General features: G+C 39.7%; 17 protein-coding genes and 2 pseudogenes. 4 read left to right on the top strand and 15 right to left on the bottom strand.

Annotated elements, in window-relative coordinates; translation table 11 throughout:
- Positions 1–507 precede the first annotated feature (507 nt).
- From IQ274_RS22085 to IQ274_RS22060, 6 genes and pseudogenes are all read right to left on the bottom strand, one after another.
- A pseudogene (locus IQ274_RS22085) lies at positions 508–899 on the bottom strand (fasciclin domain-containing protein).
- 664 nt (positions 900–1,563) lie between these two features.
- Positions 1,564–2,166, bottom strand: a complete 603-nt coding sequence (locus IQ274_RS22080) for a hypothetical protein (RefSeq protein WP_163927709.1) — start codon at positions 2,164–2,166, stop codon at positions 1,564–1,566.
- 45 nt (positions 2,167–2,211) lie between these two features.
- A complete protein-coding gene (locus IQ274_RS22075) occupies positions 2,212–3,237 on the bottom strand; it encodes a glucokinase (RefSeq protein WP_194143422.1) in 1,026 nt (341 codons plus the stop codon).
- An 84-nt stretch (positions 3,238–3,321) separates the two neighbouring features.
- The gene (locus IQ274_RS22070; protein WP_194143421.1) at positions 3,322–3,969 is read right to left on the bottom strand and encodes a histidine phosphatase family protein; all 648 of its coding nucleotides are present in this window, start codon (positions 3,967–3,969) and stop codon (positions 3,322–3,324) included.
- Positions 3,970–4,264: 295 nt separating this feature from the next.
- On the bottom strand, positions 4,265–4,828 hold the full coding sequence (locus IQ274_RS22065; protein ID WP_194143420.1) for a Uma2 family endonuclease: 564 nt from the start codon (positions 4,826–4,828) through the stop codon (positions 4,265–4,267).
- A 33-nt stretch (positions 4,829–4,861) separates the two neighbouring features.
- Positions 4,862–5,593, bottom strand: coding sequence for an ABC transporter ATP-binding protein (locus IQ274_RS22060; protein WP_194143429.1), 732 nt, complete (start codon positions 5,591–5,593; stop codon positions 4,862–4,864).
- A gap of 219 nt (positions 5,594–5,812) precedes the next feature.
- Here IQ274_RS22060 and IQ274_RS22055 point away from each other — a divergent pair, with 219 nt between their 5' ends.
- From IQ274_RS22055 to IQ274_RS22045, 3 genes and pseudogenes are all read left to right on the top strand, one after another.
- Positions 5,813–6,652, top strand: a complete 840-nt coding sequence (locus IQ274_RS22055; RefSeq protein ID WP_194143428.1) for a DUF4351 domain-containing protein — start codon at positions 5,813–5,815, stop codon at positions 6,650–6,652.
- 93 nt (positions 6,653–6,745) lie between these two features.
- Positions 6,746–7,093 (top strand): hypothetical protein, encoded by a 348-nt coding sequence (locus tag IQ274_RS22050; RefSeq protein ID WP_194143419.1) that lies wholly within the window; start codon positions 6,746–6,748, stop codon positions 7,091–7,093.
- Positions 6,999–7,337 (top strand): annotated as a pseudogene (locus IQ274_RS22045) (transposase); the annotation flags it as partial. The gene IQ274_RS22050 and the pseudogene IQ274_RS22045, both read left to right, overlap by 95 nt.
- 15 nt (positions 7,338–7,352) lie before the next feature.
- Here IQ274_RS22045 and IQ274_RS22040 read toward each other — a convergent pair.
- The 8 genes from IQ274_RS22040 to IQ274_RS22005 all read right to left on the bottom strand — a co-directional run bounded on the left by IQ274_RS22040 (position 7,353) and on the right by IQ274_RS22005 (position 14,751).
- The gene (locus IQ274_RS22040; RefSeq protein WP_194143417.1) at positions 7,353–8,123 is read right to left on the bottom strand and encodes an ABC transporter ATP-binding protein; all 771 of its coding nucleotides are present in this window, start codon (positions 8,121–8,123) and stop codon (positions 7,353–7,355) included.
- Positions 8,120–9,646, bottom strand: a complete 1,527-nt coding sequence (locus tag IQ274_RS22035) for a GMC family oxidoreductase (protein WP_194143416.1) — start codon at positions 9,644–9,646, stop codon at positions 8,120–8,122. Before IQ274_RS22035 ends, IQ274_RS22040 begins: the two co-directional genes overlap by 4 nt.
- A gap of 31 nt (positions 9,647–9,677) precedes the next feature.
- Positions 9,678–10,631 (bottom strand): branched-chain amino acid ABC transporter permease, encoded by a 954-nt coding sequence (locus IQ274_RS22030; protein ID WP_194143415.1) that lies wholly within the window; start codon positions 10,629–10,631, stop codon positions 9,678–9,680.
- 15 nt (positions 10,632–10,646) lie between these two features.
- The gene (locus IQ274_RS22025; protein ID WP_194143414.1) at positions 10,647–11,249 is read right to left on the bottom strand and encodes a Uma2 family endonuclease; all 603 of its coding nucleotides are present in this window, start codon (positions 11,247–11,249) and stop codon (positions 10,647–10,649) included.
- Positions 11,250–11,263: 14 nt separating this feature from the next.
- Positions 11,264–12,214, bottom strand: coding sequence for a branched-chain amino acid ABC transporter permease (locus IQ274_RS22020; protein ID WP_163927698.1), 951 nt, complete (start codon positions 12,212–12,214; stop codon positions 11,264–11,266).
- Positions 12,215–12,221: 7 nt separating this feature from the next.
- On the bottom strand, positions 12,222–13,466 hold the full coding sequence (locus IQ274_RS22015; protein ID WP_194143413.1) for an ABC transporter substrate-binding protein: 1,245 nt from the start codon (positions 13,464–13,466) through the stop codon (positions 12,222–12,224).
- 226 nt (positions 13,467–13,692) lie between these two features.
- Complete coding sequence (locus tag IQ274_RS22010; protein WP_194143412.1) at positions 13,693–14,019, bottom strand: DUF6464 family protein; 327 nt, start codon at positions 14,017–14,019, stop codon at positions 13,693–13,695.
- 225 nt (positions 14,020–14,244) lie between these two features.
- A complete protein-coding gene (locus IQ274_RS22005) occupies positions 14,245–14,751 on the bottom strand; it encodes a hypothetical protein (protein WP_012411376.1) in 507 nt (168 codons plus the stop codon).
- 268 nt (positions 14,752–15,019) lie between these two features.
- On the opposite strand from IQ274_RS22005, the gene IQ274_RS22000 reads away from it, so the two are divergent.
- A complete protein-coding gene (locus IQ274_RS22000; RefSeq protein WP_194143411.1) occupies positions 15,020–15,481 on the top strand; it encodes a GNAT family N-acetyltransferase in 462 nt (153 codons plus the stop codon).
- Between the two features lie 112 nt (positions 15,482–15,593).
- Here IQ274_RS22000 and IQ274_RS21995 read toward each other — a convergent pair whose 3' ends face one another.
- Entirely contained in the window at positions 15,594–16,634 is a 1,041-nt protein-coding gene (locus IQ274_RS21995; protein WP_194143410.1) for a 1-acyl-sn-glycerol-3-phosphate acyltransferase, read from the bottom strand.
- Between the last annotated feature and the right edge of the window lie 201 nt (positions 16,635–16,835).

Here is a 16,835-nt window from a genome sequence, read left to right as displayed (position 1 = left end):
TAAAATCTCAATGCCCGTACCAGCCACCACCGAATCTAGCGCAGCGTTCCCCAGTTGCGTCAATGTTCACAGTTCCAGTTTTTTGTTAACGATCGCACTTGACATTCAAGACAGTCGCTACAAAACTACGGCTCTCAGGGTAGACGAGGTTTAACATAAAAAGATGATTTTATTATCAATTAAAAAAAATCCTGAATTATTTTATACTTCAAGGAAGTATAGGATAATCAAAAGTTCAGAAATATTCATATATAAAATGTCTAATTATTTAGAAATTTTTTGATCGAAATATTTTAGCTCAATACGCTTGGGTTAAGGGCTACTGGCAAAAATTTTGGGTTTTCGAGACGCGATAAATCGCGGTCTCTACAAGTGTTTTGGTCTTATCTGAACTGTATTGTATTTTAGCTGTACCACGGCACTACATATCTTTTCAAAAATCAAACCGGATTCCTATAGTAATGAGATAGGGACTATAAATCGTTTTTAACTCACAGATGTTATTCCCTATCTATATATATATTTATTCACCGAGGAACCAACAATGATGTGGATGACACTGTTATCATCAGCAGCATCGGATTTTGAGCCTGTGAATTATAATCTGCATTGAAACTATTGAAAGGGTCAATTTTAAAACTTGAACTTTCAACCGACTTTATGGGCATCACCTTACCAGAAACCACGTGATACGTCAGGAGTTCCTGGATCTTATTAAGATTTTCAAGCAATGTCTCTATAGTACCGGCTGGAAGCTTTGCGAATGCTTGGTCTGTAGATGCAGAGGCGATAAATGAGTCAACCCCTTTGAGGGTATCTATGAGATTGGCAGCCTTGATTGCATCAACTAGGGTGCTAAAAGAACCAGAAGTTACGGCACGATCACTAATATCAGCCATTTATTTCACTTGGTTGCGTGTAATTTTTCTAACAATTTTCTATCATGACATCCTAGCGTTAGAAATCATGTTTGAGTAAGCGGTTGAGTAGCGTATAAATTGTATAAAATGAGCTAAAAAAATTAAATAATTAAAATAGAGCAGATTTTAGGATTTAGAAGTTTGGAGTTAATGGAAAAATATTGTTAGCGACAATCTAAAATTTTTTATCCAGTTTGTGGTATATCGCGGAATCTGTAAGAAAACGAGGTTTTAGTATCAGTTTTACCCCACCCTAACCCTCCCCTTATAAAGTCCACGGTGTACACACATCTCTCCACAAAACCAAAATATTGTAGATCCTCCTAAATCCTCCGATAAATTGGAGGACTTTGAGAGGTTCTTGCCCCCCTTTTTAAGGGGGGTTGGGGGGATCAAAAGCTTATGGGGCAACTCTTAAAGACTTGTGTGTACACCTTAGCCTTATAAAGGGGAGGAAACTAGATTTCTTTTTCCCCCCTTTCCAAGGGGGAATTAAGGGGGGTAAATTCTACTTGTTTACACCACCGTAGCTTTTTAGGAAAGAGGAATTGAAGTGAGGTCAAAGTTTATTGCATACAAAGAAAAAGCGCTATATTAACCGCACAATTGATTCCAAGGCTAACATGATAGAAGTTTAGTTATTTCACTTTTTCAAAACTAAATTGAAGGAATTTAAATACCCAGTAATAGTTTTAGCTAATGTCTTCTGCTGTTTTTTTGTAGTTATTGCCATTACTTGATATAACCTTCCTTCGGCAACATACATTCTACTTCTAGTGATTTTTCCTCCAGAATTGATGTACTCAATTTCTTTGCCAGGATGATTATTATAACTACGAATATTTCTTTGACTAATTAAATTGCTTTTCGTAGTCTTTAAAGCCATATCTCGTGCATTATTCAGTACAGCTTGTGGGTCGGTTATTTTACCATAACTATATGGAAAATCATTGTAAACAACTATGTATGCTACTTCCTGTTTTGGCGGTTGTGCGGCAAATATTTCTAAGGTAATTTCCCCCATATAAGTTTTTTGGAATTCGGTATTTCTGTTGGGTCTTCCCGGCATCAAAATAGTAAAGCGACCATCTGGAGCGGTGTATACCTTCCATTGTGGCTGCACGGTTTTAGAGACGGTTGGTTTGACAACAACCGCCGGAGGTTTAGGTTGACGCGCTTCCACGAGAATAGAACCACCACAGATAAAGGTGGCGGCGATTAATGGCAACAGACTTTTAACTGTCATAAGTTTTACCTTTTGAGATGCTGATCTCACTGATGATGCTAGCTGTTATAACCTAGCAGCACATAAAGCAGCACCTATTAGCCCCACTTGTGGGTTGAGGATAATATACACAGGTATTTCTTCGAGAAGGCGGCGCATCCTGCCTTTTTGGGTGAAGTTTAATAAGAAACCGCTATTTTGGATTAAGGGGAGAATTTTGGGCGCAATCCCACCAGCAATGTATAAGCCACCATAAGGTAGGAGTTTAAGGGCGAGATTGCCGGCTTCTGCACCATAAGCGTCTATAAATAATTGCAAGGTTTGTTCGGAAAGGCGATCGCTACCTTGCAATGCGGCTGTACCAATAGCAGCACCGGGATCGACACTTTTTTCTTCCTGTCCAGCTTCTTGTTCCCAAGTTCTGACGATTTTGGCAATATCTGGTGATTCGGCGGCAAATTTGCGATCGCGCAAAAATTGATAAATCGCCACAATTCCCATTCCAGAAACTACCCGTTCTACAGAAATGCGTTGGATATCATGTTTATCCAGCAGGTATTTCAACAATTGAAACTCGATCTCGTTTCGAGGGGCAAAGTCAGCGTGTCCACCTTCTGAGGGAAAAACTTGATAGTGGTTTCCCTGTTTAATTAAAAATCCTTGCCCTAAGCCAGTACCAGCACCAATAATTCCAATGGGGGCTTCGGGTTGAGATTTGCCAACTTGCAACGTCAGCAAGTCTTGTTTTTGTAAACCTGAAATGCCATAGCCAACGGCGGCAAAGTCGTTAATCAAAGAAATATGTGGGATACCCAATTCTTCTTCTAACCGTTCGGTATCTAGGAACCAGGCTAAATTGGTAAGTTTGGCAGTATTTTTGACAATGGGCCCTGCGATCGCAAAACAAGCCTTTTTTGGTATTGGTGTATTAGCTTTGATTAAAAACTGCTGCACTATCGGTACTAAATCGGGAAAATCAGCACTGTGGTAACTTTCCTGATAAATAGTATGTAAACCTGGTGAAGCTGATGTTTCAACCAATTGCAGAATAGTTTTCGTACCGCCGATGTCTCCTGCTAGTAATAAAGTCATAGAACTTATTCGCGAATTAATTACTTTTTTTGTAGGATATACCCAACCTAGCAGAAGTCATGAACACAAATAACTATCAGAGGTTTAAGCAAATCGAATAACTTCTTCTATGTGGGTTAAATGGGAAGTATCTCCCGTTAGTTCTAAGAACCATTCTGGATCTTCGCGTACCACTTTTACCAACGAACATAAAGAAGCCTTGACTTCTGTTTTGGCAATTTCCCCCACTAGCCCCATTGCTCCCCCCAACACAGATGCCCCATGTGCTACTAGCAGGATATCCTCTGGGAAGAACTCAGTAGCTAAACATCTCGCAGTTTGCCCAGAACGTTCTCGCACTTTTTCGTGAGTTTCAGGATATTTGGCAGCGATGCGCGAGGTATAACTGCTGTCAATTCTGGGGAATAACTCTGCCAATGCTGGAGTTGACAGTCTTTCGGGTTCTTCCGTCATCCAAACTGGATTTAGCCATTCACTCAAACCTGTTTCCAATTTAATTGGCAAGTTGAGCAATTCTGCAACTGCGTTTGCCGTTTGTACGGTTCGCAGGAAAGGGGAAGCAAAAATATGACCAATGTTTTCTTTTTTCAATCGTCTAGCTAACTGTTGTGCCTGCACCATACCATCATCAGACAAAGGTGGATCGTAGCGCCGTTCGGCGGTGAGAAACCAATCGGGGTTTACGAAATCGAGACGGTTAGCGTGTCTTGCTATCCAGACTATTTGACTCATGGGTTTAATGATTCCGGTGAATAGAATTCGCCGCTAAACAAATATATAGATATCTGCAAGGAGGGCTGCAAATATTAATATAAGACAAAAATCGTAATAATTATTAACAATATAAATGATTTGGAAAAGTTATCAGTGCCGTTAGTGTAGTTTTATTCATCACAATTGGCTATAGCAATCCTGAATCAAACGCGCAGAAACAAGATCCCCGACTTCTTTAAGAAGTCGGGGATCTCTGGGTTGCAATTCTCACAAATCCAATAAGATTAAGATAAATATGAATTTCTACAATTGCTTATAACTTTAACCATCCAAATAGTTGCCCTACAGTTAATTGTAGATCGCTAACTAAATCGGGAACTGGTAATATTTCTTGTTCTTCTTGTAAAAGTTCTGGTTGCTGCTTTGGTGGATAAACTAAAACAGAATGCTCATCTGGATCAATTAGCCAACCGAAGCGACTACCATGTTTTAAACAATGTAGAATATTTCCAGTTACTTTAGTCTGGCTTTGCTCAGGCGAAAGAATCTCAATTGTCCAGTCTGGATATGTCTTAAAGACATTTGCCACTTCTCCACGCTCGTCTAATAAAATCCGTTCCCAAGCAAACACAGCTATATCAGGGACAATTGAACGTCCGCCAAAAGTACATCGCAATTCTGGAAATGCAAGGGCAATTTTTTGAGGTTTGGTTACAGAATTGATATTACTGACTAGTTCACCCTGGAGAATACTATGTTTTCCCTGTGGCATTGGCTTTTGAATAATTTGACCGTTGATATATTCTGAGCTAGGCTTTGTTTCTTGAAGCTTTAAAAATTCTTCTAAAGTAAAGATTTTAGTTAGTGATTTTATCATCTTTTTGTATCTCCAAAAATTTCATTTAATTATTTACCCCAAATAAGCCTTTTTCACTCGCTCATCACTAATTAATTCTGATGCTGCGCCTGATAAAGTAATAGAACCAGCTTCCAAGACATAACCGCGATCGGCAATTTGTAGCGCCAAATTAGCGTTTTGTTCAACTAACAAAATAGTCACGCCTGTAGCACGAAGATTTTCAATAATTGAGAAGATTTCTCGGACGATCGCAGGTGCTAAACCTAAGCTAGGCTCGTCTAACAGTAATAGTTGTGGTTTACTCATAACAGCACGTGCGATCGCTAACATTTGTTGTTCACCACCACTGAGGGTTCCTGCTAGTTGATTGCGTCTTTGTGACAAACGTGGAAATAGCTCAAATTGACGCTGAATATCTGCTTTAATCTCAGCTTGATTAGAGCGAATATAAGCACCCAAAAGTAAATTGTCAAATACTGTTTGCCGCGCTAATACTCTACGTCCTTCAGGACAATGGGCGATACCAAGTTGTACAACCTCGTGAGTTTGGCAACGGGTAATATTATGTCCATTATATAAAATTACGCCACTCTTCGGATTAACTACTTTAGATATGGCGCGGAGTGTAGTAGTTTTACCAGCACCATTAGCACCAATTAAAGTAACTACTTCGCCTTTTTGAATAATTAAATTAATCTTTTTTAGAGCTTGGATACCACCATAATTTACATCAAGTTCTTGAACTTCTAAAATTGTATAATTTGGTTTACTATCGGCTTTCATCGGCGGTTTACAGAAATATTGATTCAAAACCTAACATACATTAATCATACATTTATTAAAACAGTGCGATGCAGAAAAGCCCGTCTAAAAGTATATTTGAAAAGCCCTGGCGACTAAAAGTAAAACAAAAATCTTTTTGTTTGACCCTAAAAACCAATGCCAGAATACTGCAATCTTTATGATGTACTATTAATTACTGATAAAGATATCAAGCGTCCTGTGGCAAAAGCAGTAGATATTGGTAGCAAACGACTAATTAATTTAGCTCCCGATGCATGGTTACAATGGGTGACACAGCGTCCTGAAGTTGTGGCGAAAGAAATTTTCGGTTCTGAGTTTCAGTGGATTAGCCGTGAAACAGATGTATTGGTGAAGGCATACAGTGCCACTCACGGGGATTTTTTAGTATTAAATGAACTACAACTGCGTTATACAGCACAGATGCCTCTACGCATGAGAGCTTATGCTGCCTTGGCACAAGAACGCTACCGATTGCCAACTTATCCAGTACTGATCAATATTTTGCCGCCTCCATCCGCCTTAACTATTGTCAATAGTTACAAACAGGAATTTTTGGGATTACGTGCCATCCAAGATTATCGCGTGATTAATTTGTGGGAAATCGATGCTGAAATAGTGTTTGAGCAACCATTACCATCGTTGTTACCCTTTGTGCCAATCCTGCGAGGAGGAGGAGAGGTATCAGTTGTGCAACGCGCATTACAGGCGCTACGAGCAGATGCACAGTTGAACCAATTAGAATCATTGCTGGCATTTTTTGCTAGCTTTGTTTTAGAAACGCCTTTAGTGCAACAAATGATGAGGTGGGATATGGCAATATTGCGAGAATCGCCTTGGTATCACGAGATTGAGCAAAGAGGTATTCAAGAGGGTGCGCGACGGCAGTTAATCCGAGTATTGGAACAACGCTTTGGCGAAATTCCCCATGAAGTAGAAGTAAGGCTTGAGGGCAAAAATGTAGAACAATTAGAAATTTTAATGGATAGCGCGATCGCAGTGAATTCTTTAGACGAATTTCTCACAATTATATCTGCGTGACACACTCTACACACTGCTATCGACGGTGAGTGTGGGCTTCTGTGCGACTCCTCTACGAGGAAAATACAGTAGCGCTGAAAACCACGTTTAAGAGTGCGTAAGCCCTTTGCAGCTACCCGAATTCAATCAACGACTGCCCGAATTCAATCAACGGCTGCCCAAATTCAATCAACGGCTGCCCGAATTCAATCAACGATTGCCCGAATTCAATTAACGACTGCCCGAATTAAATCAACGACTGCCCAAATTAAATCAACGACTCCCCAACTTCAATATAAAAACTTAGCAAATTTGCTTTTATTAAACACGAAAGCGATGGCTTTGCTAACGCCAAGGGCGAACGCAACAACTGGAAACAGTTCTAGCTTTTTTTGCTACGTTTGTTTTAGAGAATACGCTCGTTCAAGAAATCATGAGGTGGGATATGTCTGTATTACGTGAGTCACCTTGGTATCAAGAAATTTTGCGCGAAGGGGAAGCACGTGGAGAAGAACGCGGGAAAACAAGCGGAGAACGACGAGGAATACTTTCTGCGATTGAAATTAATTTAGAGTTGAAATTTAGCGATCGCGGTTTACAATTAATGCCAGAAATTAACCAGATTCAGGATTTGGAGCGTTTGAAGACAATTTTACGAAATATTGTCACTGCAAATATTGTTGAGGAATTGCAACAGATTTTGTAATTCTCAAGTTAGTGATCATTCATTTCCCAAATAAGCTTCAATTACAGCCGGGTCGTTTCTAACTATAGATGGTTCACCCAAAGCAATCAACTGCCCAAAATCTAACACGGCAATGCGATCGCACAAACCCATAACCAAGGGTACATGGTGTTCAATCAGCACAATTGTCAAATTAAACTGTTCTCGCAGACTACGGATAAATTCACTTAGTTGCTGCTTTTCGTTGGGGTTCATCCCCGCCGCAGGTTCGTCGAGGAGTAAGATTTGCGGTTCTAAGGCTAAAGCACGGGCAATTTCTAGCCGACGCTGATCGCCGTAAGCAAAGTTTTTGGCTTTTTCCTCAGCGCGATCGCTCAATCCCACCATTTCTAATAATTGTAAAGCTTTTCGCCTGCTTTTTTTCTCTTCCCGACGCGCTGGTGGTAATCCCAAAACTCCTGTTAATAGATTACTTTTATTATCTAAATGTCGGGCAATTATTACATTTTCTAGCGCTGACAATTCACCAAATAAGCGAATATTTTGAAAAGTCCGAGCAATGCCTAAACCTGCAATTTGATGGGGGCGTAGTTGGGAAATATTAGTACCTTGATAGCGCAACTCTCCACTTGAAAGGGGAATAAAAGCTGTAATCAAATTAAACAGTGTTGTTTTCCCAGCGCCGTTAGGGCCAATTAATCCAAAAATCTCATGTTGATTGACTGTAAAAGATACATTATTCACCGCCACTAAACCCCCAAAACGGCGAGTCAGTGATTTGGCTTCTAAAACAATGTTATTTGTCATTGCGCTGCGGCTTTAATCAAATCGGCTGCTTTTTCACCAATCATAATTGTGGGTGCATTTGTGTTTCCCGTGGTAATAGTTGGCATAATTGATGCATCTACTACACGTAATCCAGCAACACCATGAACTCTTAGTTCGGGGTTTACTACTGAATCAGCGTCAGTTCCCATTTTACAAGTGCCAACTGGGTGGTATACACTGTCACAAGTTTCTCGGATGTAAGCTAGGAGTGTTTCATCACTCTTATTATCAGCACCAGGGGCTGCTTCTTCTCCTCCCAACTCATCAAATACACTTGAGTGGAATATCTGCCGAATAATTTTGACCCCTGCCAGCAGCTTTTGCAAATCAGATTCACTTTGGAGATAATTCATCCGAATTATAGCTGGGTCTTTGGAAAAAGCAGAACTCAGACTGACACTACCACGACTTTCGGGATTAGTCACACAAACTGTAGCTGTGAATCCTGGCGCAGAACGTGCATAAGTAGGATGTGTCCATAAAACAGGGCCAGAGAAAAACTGTAAATCGGGCACAGCATCTAAACGACCTTCAGTATGCAGGAACAATCCAACTTCTGCAATATTGCTGGTTAAATCGGGTTGCAAATCCTGGGTTGCTTCGTGTGCTACGCCGACTAGAATGTGATCTTGGAGGTTCTGACCGACACCAGGTAAATCAAGGACTACAGGAATGTCGAAATTCTGTAGATGTTCTGCATTGCCAATCCCAGAGAGCATCAACAGCTTGGGCGAATCGATCGCACCAGCACTTAGAATCACTTCCTGTTCTACCCGAACTTGGTGTATCGTTCCCTCATGGATATATTCTACGCCTACAGTCTGCGTTCCCTCAAACAATAATCTAGTAACTAACGCGCCAGTTGTGACGGTTAAGTTGGGACGCTCCAAAATCGGTAGTAGAAACGCAGTCGCCGTACTGTGGCGCTTACCATCTTTAATTGTCAACTGATAAAATCCGGCTCCGTGCTGTTGTGCGCCATTAAAATCAGGATTGCGCTCATAGCCAAGTCCAATAGCGGCTTCCAGAAATTTTTGTGACATGACGCTAGGAGCTAAAGGATCTGTCACACTCAGCAATCCATCAACTCCGTGAAATTCAGATGCTCCTCGTTGCTGATTTTCAGATTTCTGGAAATAGGGCAACACATCTTCATAACTCCAACCAACATTGCCTAATTTCTCCCAATGGTCATAATCAACCCGACTGCCTCGAATATAGATCATGGCATTGATCGCACTAGTGCCACCTAAGACTTTCCCGCGCGGACAATAAATTTTCCGGTTATTGATATACGGTTCTTCTTCTGTAAAATATGCCCAGTCCGCCTCTGTACCCCAAAGTTTTGTCCAGGCTAGAGGAATTTCGTGTTCTGGCAAGTTAGGCGGATTGCCTGCCTCTAGCAACAATACAGTCGTTTCGGCATCTTCTGTCAACCGATTTGCGACGACACAACCAGCCGAACCTGCACCAATTACAATATAATCATATTTATCCTTCATAATATTATCTGTATTCTATTTATTAACTTGTCTATTTTGATGTTTTGAAAATTAGCTTTCTCAACTGCTTTTTACATTTTTTCAAAATATCTGGAGTTACAAATCCTTGGGGAAAAAATATAGTGCCTAATACTATTAATATACCATAAATAATTAATCTACTATCTCGTAAAAATTGGGCTAACCAATTGGGTAATCCTGGTATATCGGCGATTCTTCGTAAAACAATTTCTAATAAAACTTTTAATACAATCGCACCTACTACCGAACCTAAAAAAGTTCTAGAACCACCAATTAACACAATCGTCAAATAAGTGATGCTAGCATCAAAAGTACCTTGTCGAGCATTCCAGGTATTGAGAAAATGAGCGCTGATGACACCTACAATTCCAGCAAGCATTGCTCCGAGAGTAAAGGCTAAAACTTTGTAGTAGGTGGGGTTGATTCCCATTGCACTGGCAGCTAATTCATCTTCGCGGATGGCAATGAATGCTCTACCTGTGCGAATGCGTTCTAAACGGTAAAATAATACCATACTAACTAACAGTAATGGTACAGCAATCCACAAATATTCAATTTGGCTTTGGAATGGTTGAGGAATACCAAAAATTCCTACAGCACCGCCTGTAATATCTAAATTTAAGGATACAACTCGCAATACTTCTACAAAAGCAATAGTTGCGATCGCTAAATAAATTCCCCGTAACCTTAATGCCGGAATTCCCACTATTACAGCTAATATACCGGAGATTAAACCAGCAATTAACATTTCTAATAAAAGTAATGGAATGGGAAATAAATTATTACTAGATGGAAAAACTTTTGTAGATAAAATTGCTGCAATATATCCACCTAAAGCATAAAATCCAGGACTAGCCAAAGATAATTGTCCAGCCATCAGTGGTAAATAAAGCGATAATCCTAATAAAGCCTCCAATACCATGTAGACTATTGGTGATTCATAAGTAGAGAAAAATTCAGCCATTGTAAAATGTTTTGATTAAGCTGTTAATATTTGCTCTGCTGTTAACGCCAGTTCAGAAAAAGTTCGTGACACAATTCGTTCGGAACCTCTAAAATACGTGCGTTGATATTTACCCTCAGCATCTAATAAAAAAACAAACACAGTCGGAACTTTGGGATTTCCCAAATACTCTCTAGAACCAATTGCCAGATAATCTATAATCCAATATTCTGTAATACCTAACCGTTGATATTCATCTAATTTATCAATGTAGTCATCTTCCCAATTAGTTGATGTTACTTCGATCGCTAGCTGGATGGGTTCTTCAAGTGCAGAATAAGCAGAACGATTTGAGCGCCATACATCTTTATCTATCACACTGACATCAGGCTTGCGTCCTTGTTCTATTCCATTGGCAGTTATGGTTTTTAAAACTGCTGTGTTTTTTACTACGTAATTCAGATTTAGACGTTTAATTTTATCATTGAAACTCAACAATATAAAATCAGCGATATCATCATGATTTCTCGTTGCACGCACTTCTACAATTTCCCCATCCACAAGTTCATATAAACCTTCTTCTGGACACTGTTCCAAAAATTGATCGAAAGTTAATTTTTGTTTGGTGTATGTTTTCATCGCGCTGCGTCTCTTTAAACTTTTTGAATAAACCGACGACCTAGCAAGCCTTGGGGTCTAACTAACAACATGATAAATAATATTCCGTAGGCTACAGCTTCTTTGTAACCGGAATATTCTGCCGGTACAAAAGCTTCAACTAATCCAATGAGTAATCCTCCTAAAACTGCGCCAGGAATACTACCTAAACCACCTAAGACAATTACCGCTAAACCCCGCAACCCAAAAGCGATGCCGAAATATGGGCCAGCAATACTAACACTAGAGGCGACTAAGGTTCCTGCTAATCCTGCTAAGAAACTGCTGATGAAGAATGTGAGGATGATAAAGCGATCGCTATTAATGCCTAACAAACTAGCTGTAGTCGGATCTTCTGCGATCGCCTGCATTGCTTTACCATACTTAGTCCGATTTATAAAATAGGTAATAATTGCCACAATCGCAACTGATACAGCAAAAATTATTATCTGAACGGTGCGAATAGGAATTTCCTTTTCTGGAGTACCAAAATTAATTGAAGGTGGTAAATTCCCATAAGTATCTGCGGGGTATGTGTAACTTTCTGCGCCTACTAAATACTGGATTAAGTTCACAATTACCACTGCTACCCCCAAGCTGGAAACAACAGTTAATAAGGGATCAGATCCTTGACGGCGCAAAGGTTGAAAAGCAACCCGTTCCATTACTACCCCAATCAATCCTGCCAAGGTACTTCCTAAAATTAAGGCTATAGCAAATGGCAATTTTATTGGCAAGGCTGCATTAGCTAGCAAGCCATTAAATCCAAAGTTACCACCCATCAGGGCATAAGTGAAATATGCACCCAAGGTAAAAATCGCGCCATGAGCTAAATTAATGATGCCCAAAATTGAATAAACTAAGGTATATCCCAATGCAAAAATTGCATAGATACTACCAATAGATAATCCGTTCAAAAATTGTTGCAGAAATAGAGTTATATCCATGTTGCAACTATTTTATAAATACGAATTTTCCACTGTTCCCATCTTTATCCATCTTGATCTTGGCAACGTAAAATTCTTTTTGAATCACATCACCTACTGGTGTAAAAGCAATCTCACCTAAAGGAGTATCATACTTTCCAGCTAGTATTTGCTTGTTCAATTCTGTCCGCAGTTTATCAAGAGGTAAGGTGCTGATTTTGGTTTTTTTATCCAACTCTTTCAGAGCTTCAACATACACCTGTACCGCCGCAAAAGATTGACCGGTAAATTGGGCTGGTTCTTTCTTATATTGCTCAATATAGGTTTGGCGAAATACCTTATTAATCTCACCAGGATATTCAGGACTGTAAGCTTGAGCAATCAACACACCATCGCAAAGGGCTTTACAGACTGATAAAACATTGGGTGTATTTAGACCATTACCACCAATAATTATGCCTTTATAACCCAACTCTCGCAGTTGCCGCACTAAGTTACCACCATCAGCAGCTAGACCCGAAATAATTACTAAATCTGGTTTTAAGTTAATTGCATTGGTAGCTTGGGCTTGAAAGTCTGTATCAGTAGTTTGGAACTTTTGAACTGTTACTAATTCTAGCCCTTGTTCTTTAACTGCTTTTTGAAAAATCTCTGTTTCTGATTTATTAAATGCGTCATTTTGGGCGTAAAAAACTGCCACTTTTTTGATTTGAGGATTCTGCTTTAGTGCAGCTTTCACAGAATTAGGGGCAACTATCGAGACGGGGGCAGATACACGAGCTACATAATCACCAATTTCGGGAATTCCGTTTGCGGTATTTGATGCTCCAATAACTGGAACTTTAGCACGTTCGGCAATGGGGTCAGCACTAAACGCTTGTTGTGACAAAGTAGGGCCAACAATACCGACAACTTTATCCTTGTTAATTAAAGTTTGAAAAGCGTTAATTGCTCCAGCTTCATCACCGCTAGTATCTTGGGCTATTAATTTAATCGGAGTGCCATTAATACCACCTTTACTATTGAAATACTTCTCGGCAATTCTGGCTCCCACAAAGCCCTCTTGACCGAGTAATGCTACATTACTGGTTTGTGCTAAAGCAATACCGATGGGAATCGCACCCGATGTAGTCGTTGTCTGGGCGGTGTTAGTTGTAGTGTTATTTGGAGTACTATTTGGAGGATTTGTCACAGAGCTACCGCCACCACAGCCTGTTAGTAGCAAAGCGCAAGTTGATAATAATGCTGTTGTCTGAGCGATCGCGTTGTTCATCGTTAAATAATCATGTAGTTATTAGATATTCGGCAAAAGCTCACAGTAATTTTCATAATCTACAAACAAAATGACGCAGATTTATACTTTTGCACGAATTCTATTAAATCATTCTTATTTCACCATGCAAAGACAAATATTCAAAGTGCTGCTAAATACAAATTATTATAATTAGTAATGATTTTATCATTCCCCATCAGTTTAGTTGAATCCTAAGTAAGTACTTTTAAACCTCTTTTTCGCTACCAGGTAATCCTTTAGGTTCGTAGTGACGGCAACCGTTACATGGGCCGTCGGGATTGACAGCACAACGCATATAACCAGAGCGGGCATTAAATTTGCAGCTGATGTCGCCAATTAAATAACCTACCCCTTCTAAATAATAGCGATCGCTTTCAATCGGTCTAAGGTTTTGCCGTCCCTGCACTACTGAAAAATTCATGGCTGCTTGCCTCATCCGTAGGCGCGATCGCTCATGGGTTTTGCGGATCGCCCACAGAGAAATCAGGGACGGTAAAAAACCAACGGCAATTACTAAAAGTGTCTTTAACACCTTCTTTTTACCTCTTCTGTGCGCTGATTGATTGTCCCTGATGTTGCACTCTGGTTTACGGAAGTGCAAATATTAGGGCAGTTTTGCCTAATTGCAACCATAGTTGGTGGCGATTAGCAATGGCAGTGTAGTATCTAGCAATTTTAACGAAGAAGTTCCTTCTGCCACTTCAATCAGCATAACTGTTACAACCCAGGCGTGAACTGCCGTTGAATGTTGATAATTTTAAGATTTGTTGACTAATGCCTTTTTGCAAAAGTGTCTTGTGTCAGTCTCCGCCCCATTCTTGTTTTTTCTGTGTCGCTGCGATGCTAATCTTTTTTTGGTTTGCTGACGAAGTTGCTGTGCTAGCAGTGCGGCTTCCCTTTCGGCTCGGAATAAATCAACTTTTCGCGTTGTCAAAATAAATGATTCGTCAGGTTTTCGTTTCACCCAAGGGACACTAATTGCGAAATACTGACAAATTTGTTTACCTAGCTCCTTCTTCAAGAGTGGGTAACGTTTTTGACTATTCAGTGTGTTAGCGATCGCTTTCAACTCCAATATCGCTGCTTCCAACTCTCCCGCCATCTGATTGATACGCTCTACTTGTGTTATCAAACGCTCTCGTTCACTGATGATTTTTTCCTGTTGGGGTTGCAGTGGCACTATTGCAGTAGTTACAGGTGTAGGCTGCAACAGCGAGACTTTCAGCAAAATGGGTTTTTTGTCCGTGTCTAAGATTTTTTTCATACTACCTCAAGTAAGGCTAGCTGACTTTTAAGGCATCTTAGCAGCAAATTAGTATATTTGTACTATAAATTTTTTATACGAGATTTAATCTGAGGAATTATGATTAGGACTTACGCAAAACTACACGCACTCCGGGGAGATTTACGTAGACTTAAAATAGTCTTGCTGCTACCTGTGTTATTTGCGTAAGTTCTGCTACTGTATAAGGGCAAAAGACTTGCTAGCGCTGATAATATTTTTATAGAACTCATATTTAATTTTTTAAAAAATGAGATTAAGAATATACCAAATAGCTGATACCGAAAAAATTATGAAATTGTTCTACGACACTATTCATGAAGTGAACATTCATGATTACACACAAGAACAAGTAGATGCTTGGGCACCAGCAAATATGGATATTGACCTTTGGATTAAAGGTTTAGGAAGTAAGTTTACTTATGTAGCAGAGGAAAATGGTAAAATTATCGGTTTTGGGGAATTAGAGGCTAATGGGCATATTGACCGTTTTTACTGTCATAAAGATTTTCAAAGAAAAGGGATTGGTAAAAAAATCTTAGAACAGCTTGAATCCAAAGCAAGAACTTTAGGAATTGAAAGGTTATTTACAGAAGCTAGTATTACAGCTAAACCGTTTTTTGAAAGCCAGAATTTTATTGTTGTGAAACAGCAAGAGGTAGAACGGAGAGGGCAAAAGCTGACAAATTTTATTATGGAAAAATCAATTTAATAATTAAGTAAATGATTTCTAAAAGATTGACTTAAATTTATTTCAATAATGATAATAAAACTTTTGTAGGTTATGTCGCGGTGCGTTAGGCTAAAGCCATAACACACCCTACTTAAGATTTGCTTACTCGATCGATAGTCTCTGAATTAATTTTAAATTGCAGTTTTTCTCGTAATTTTTGTGCTTGCTGATAAGCTACTGTCCGCCCTTTGTTTGAATTGTGTAATTCTGCTGGTTCCAAAGACTGAATATAGTAACGTAAGCGAGTTCTCATTGCCCAAATTCCCATTGAAGGAAACAGAATTAAGGCAAACATCAAAGGCGATACAGGTAAGAATGGTAATTTGACTAGTCGTTGCAATTTCTGGAAATTAACAGCCCAAGGATGTAAAAACTCACTCCCGATGCAAACTAATGGGAGAATGGGAATATGATAGCGATCGCTCAACTTAACAAAACTCACATCAAACTTTTCTAGTTGATAGCGTCTTTTCCAACCTTTCAGAGGGCCACGGATACCTTCGGGTGCATATAAGATGATTTTATCTTGGGCCATAGTTGCCTCAAAATCATCTAATTCGGCTCGCACACCACCCAAAACCTGCGACCATTTAGGCGGTAGCCACCAAATAACCCAAGGATGATCAAATAATGCTGGACTTGCTACGGGTTGTACCACCCATCCTCTAGCTTCACTTAATAAATAACCCAAAGTCAAAAAATCCCAAGGGAAACTCATCCCTGCGTGATTCATTGCCACAATCAATGGCCCTGTTTGCGGCAAGTTTTCGACTTGTTTTAATTCTCCCCGAAAATAGTATTTAACGATGGGGCCGAGAACTTCTTTGCGAAAGGCTTGTTGATATTTGGGATCAAATTCACCAAGTTCTTTTCGGGGTGAACGGAAACCAAGACGCAACCAGCGAATCAGCATCGCTAGATAAAATCCGCCAGGAATTAAAAATAGTCCATATTCTAGCCAATTCCAACCGTCTGTATCGGTATGATAGTGCTGCCAATGGCGGTTAAATAAAATTAGCCAGCCTGGAGGATACCAAAGACAAAACCAATCAAACCAGCTAAATATATAGCCTTCACCTGGTGCATTTTCCAGTTGAGTATCGAGGAGGTTTTGGGAGTGTTGATTAATCAAAACGGTTAAAGTTCAGGCAAACATTTGATTAAAAGTGCATTATAGCTTTATAGTTTTGCCATTGGTATCTGACTCAGGGTAAGGGCATCTCAAACACTAATGACAAGAAGGTTTAGAGAAATTATCCTGTTGGAATAAGCACGCAACGATTACGTTGGGAGCATCCCCATTTTTCAAAAATCCACGGAACTAAGGCACAAA

It is taken from the genome of Nostoc sp. LEGE 12447 (genome assembly GCF_015206985.1).
GTDB lineage: Bacteria > Cyanobacteriota > Cyanobacteriia > Cyanobacteriales > Nostocaceae > Nostoc.
Note: the sequence above shows the minus strand (reverse complement) of the source record. Positions and strands in the feature narration are given on the sequence as shown.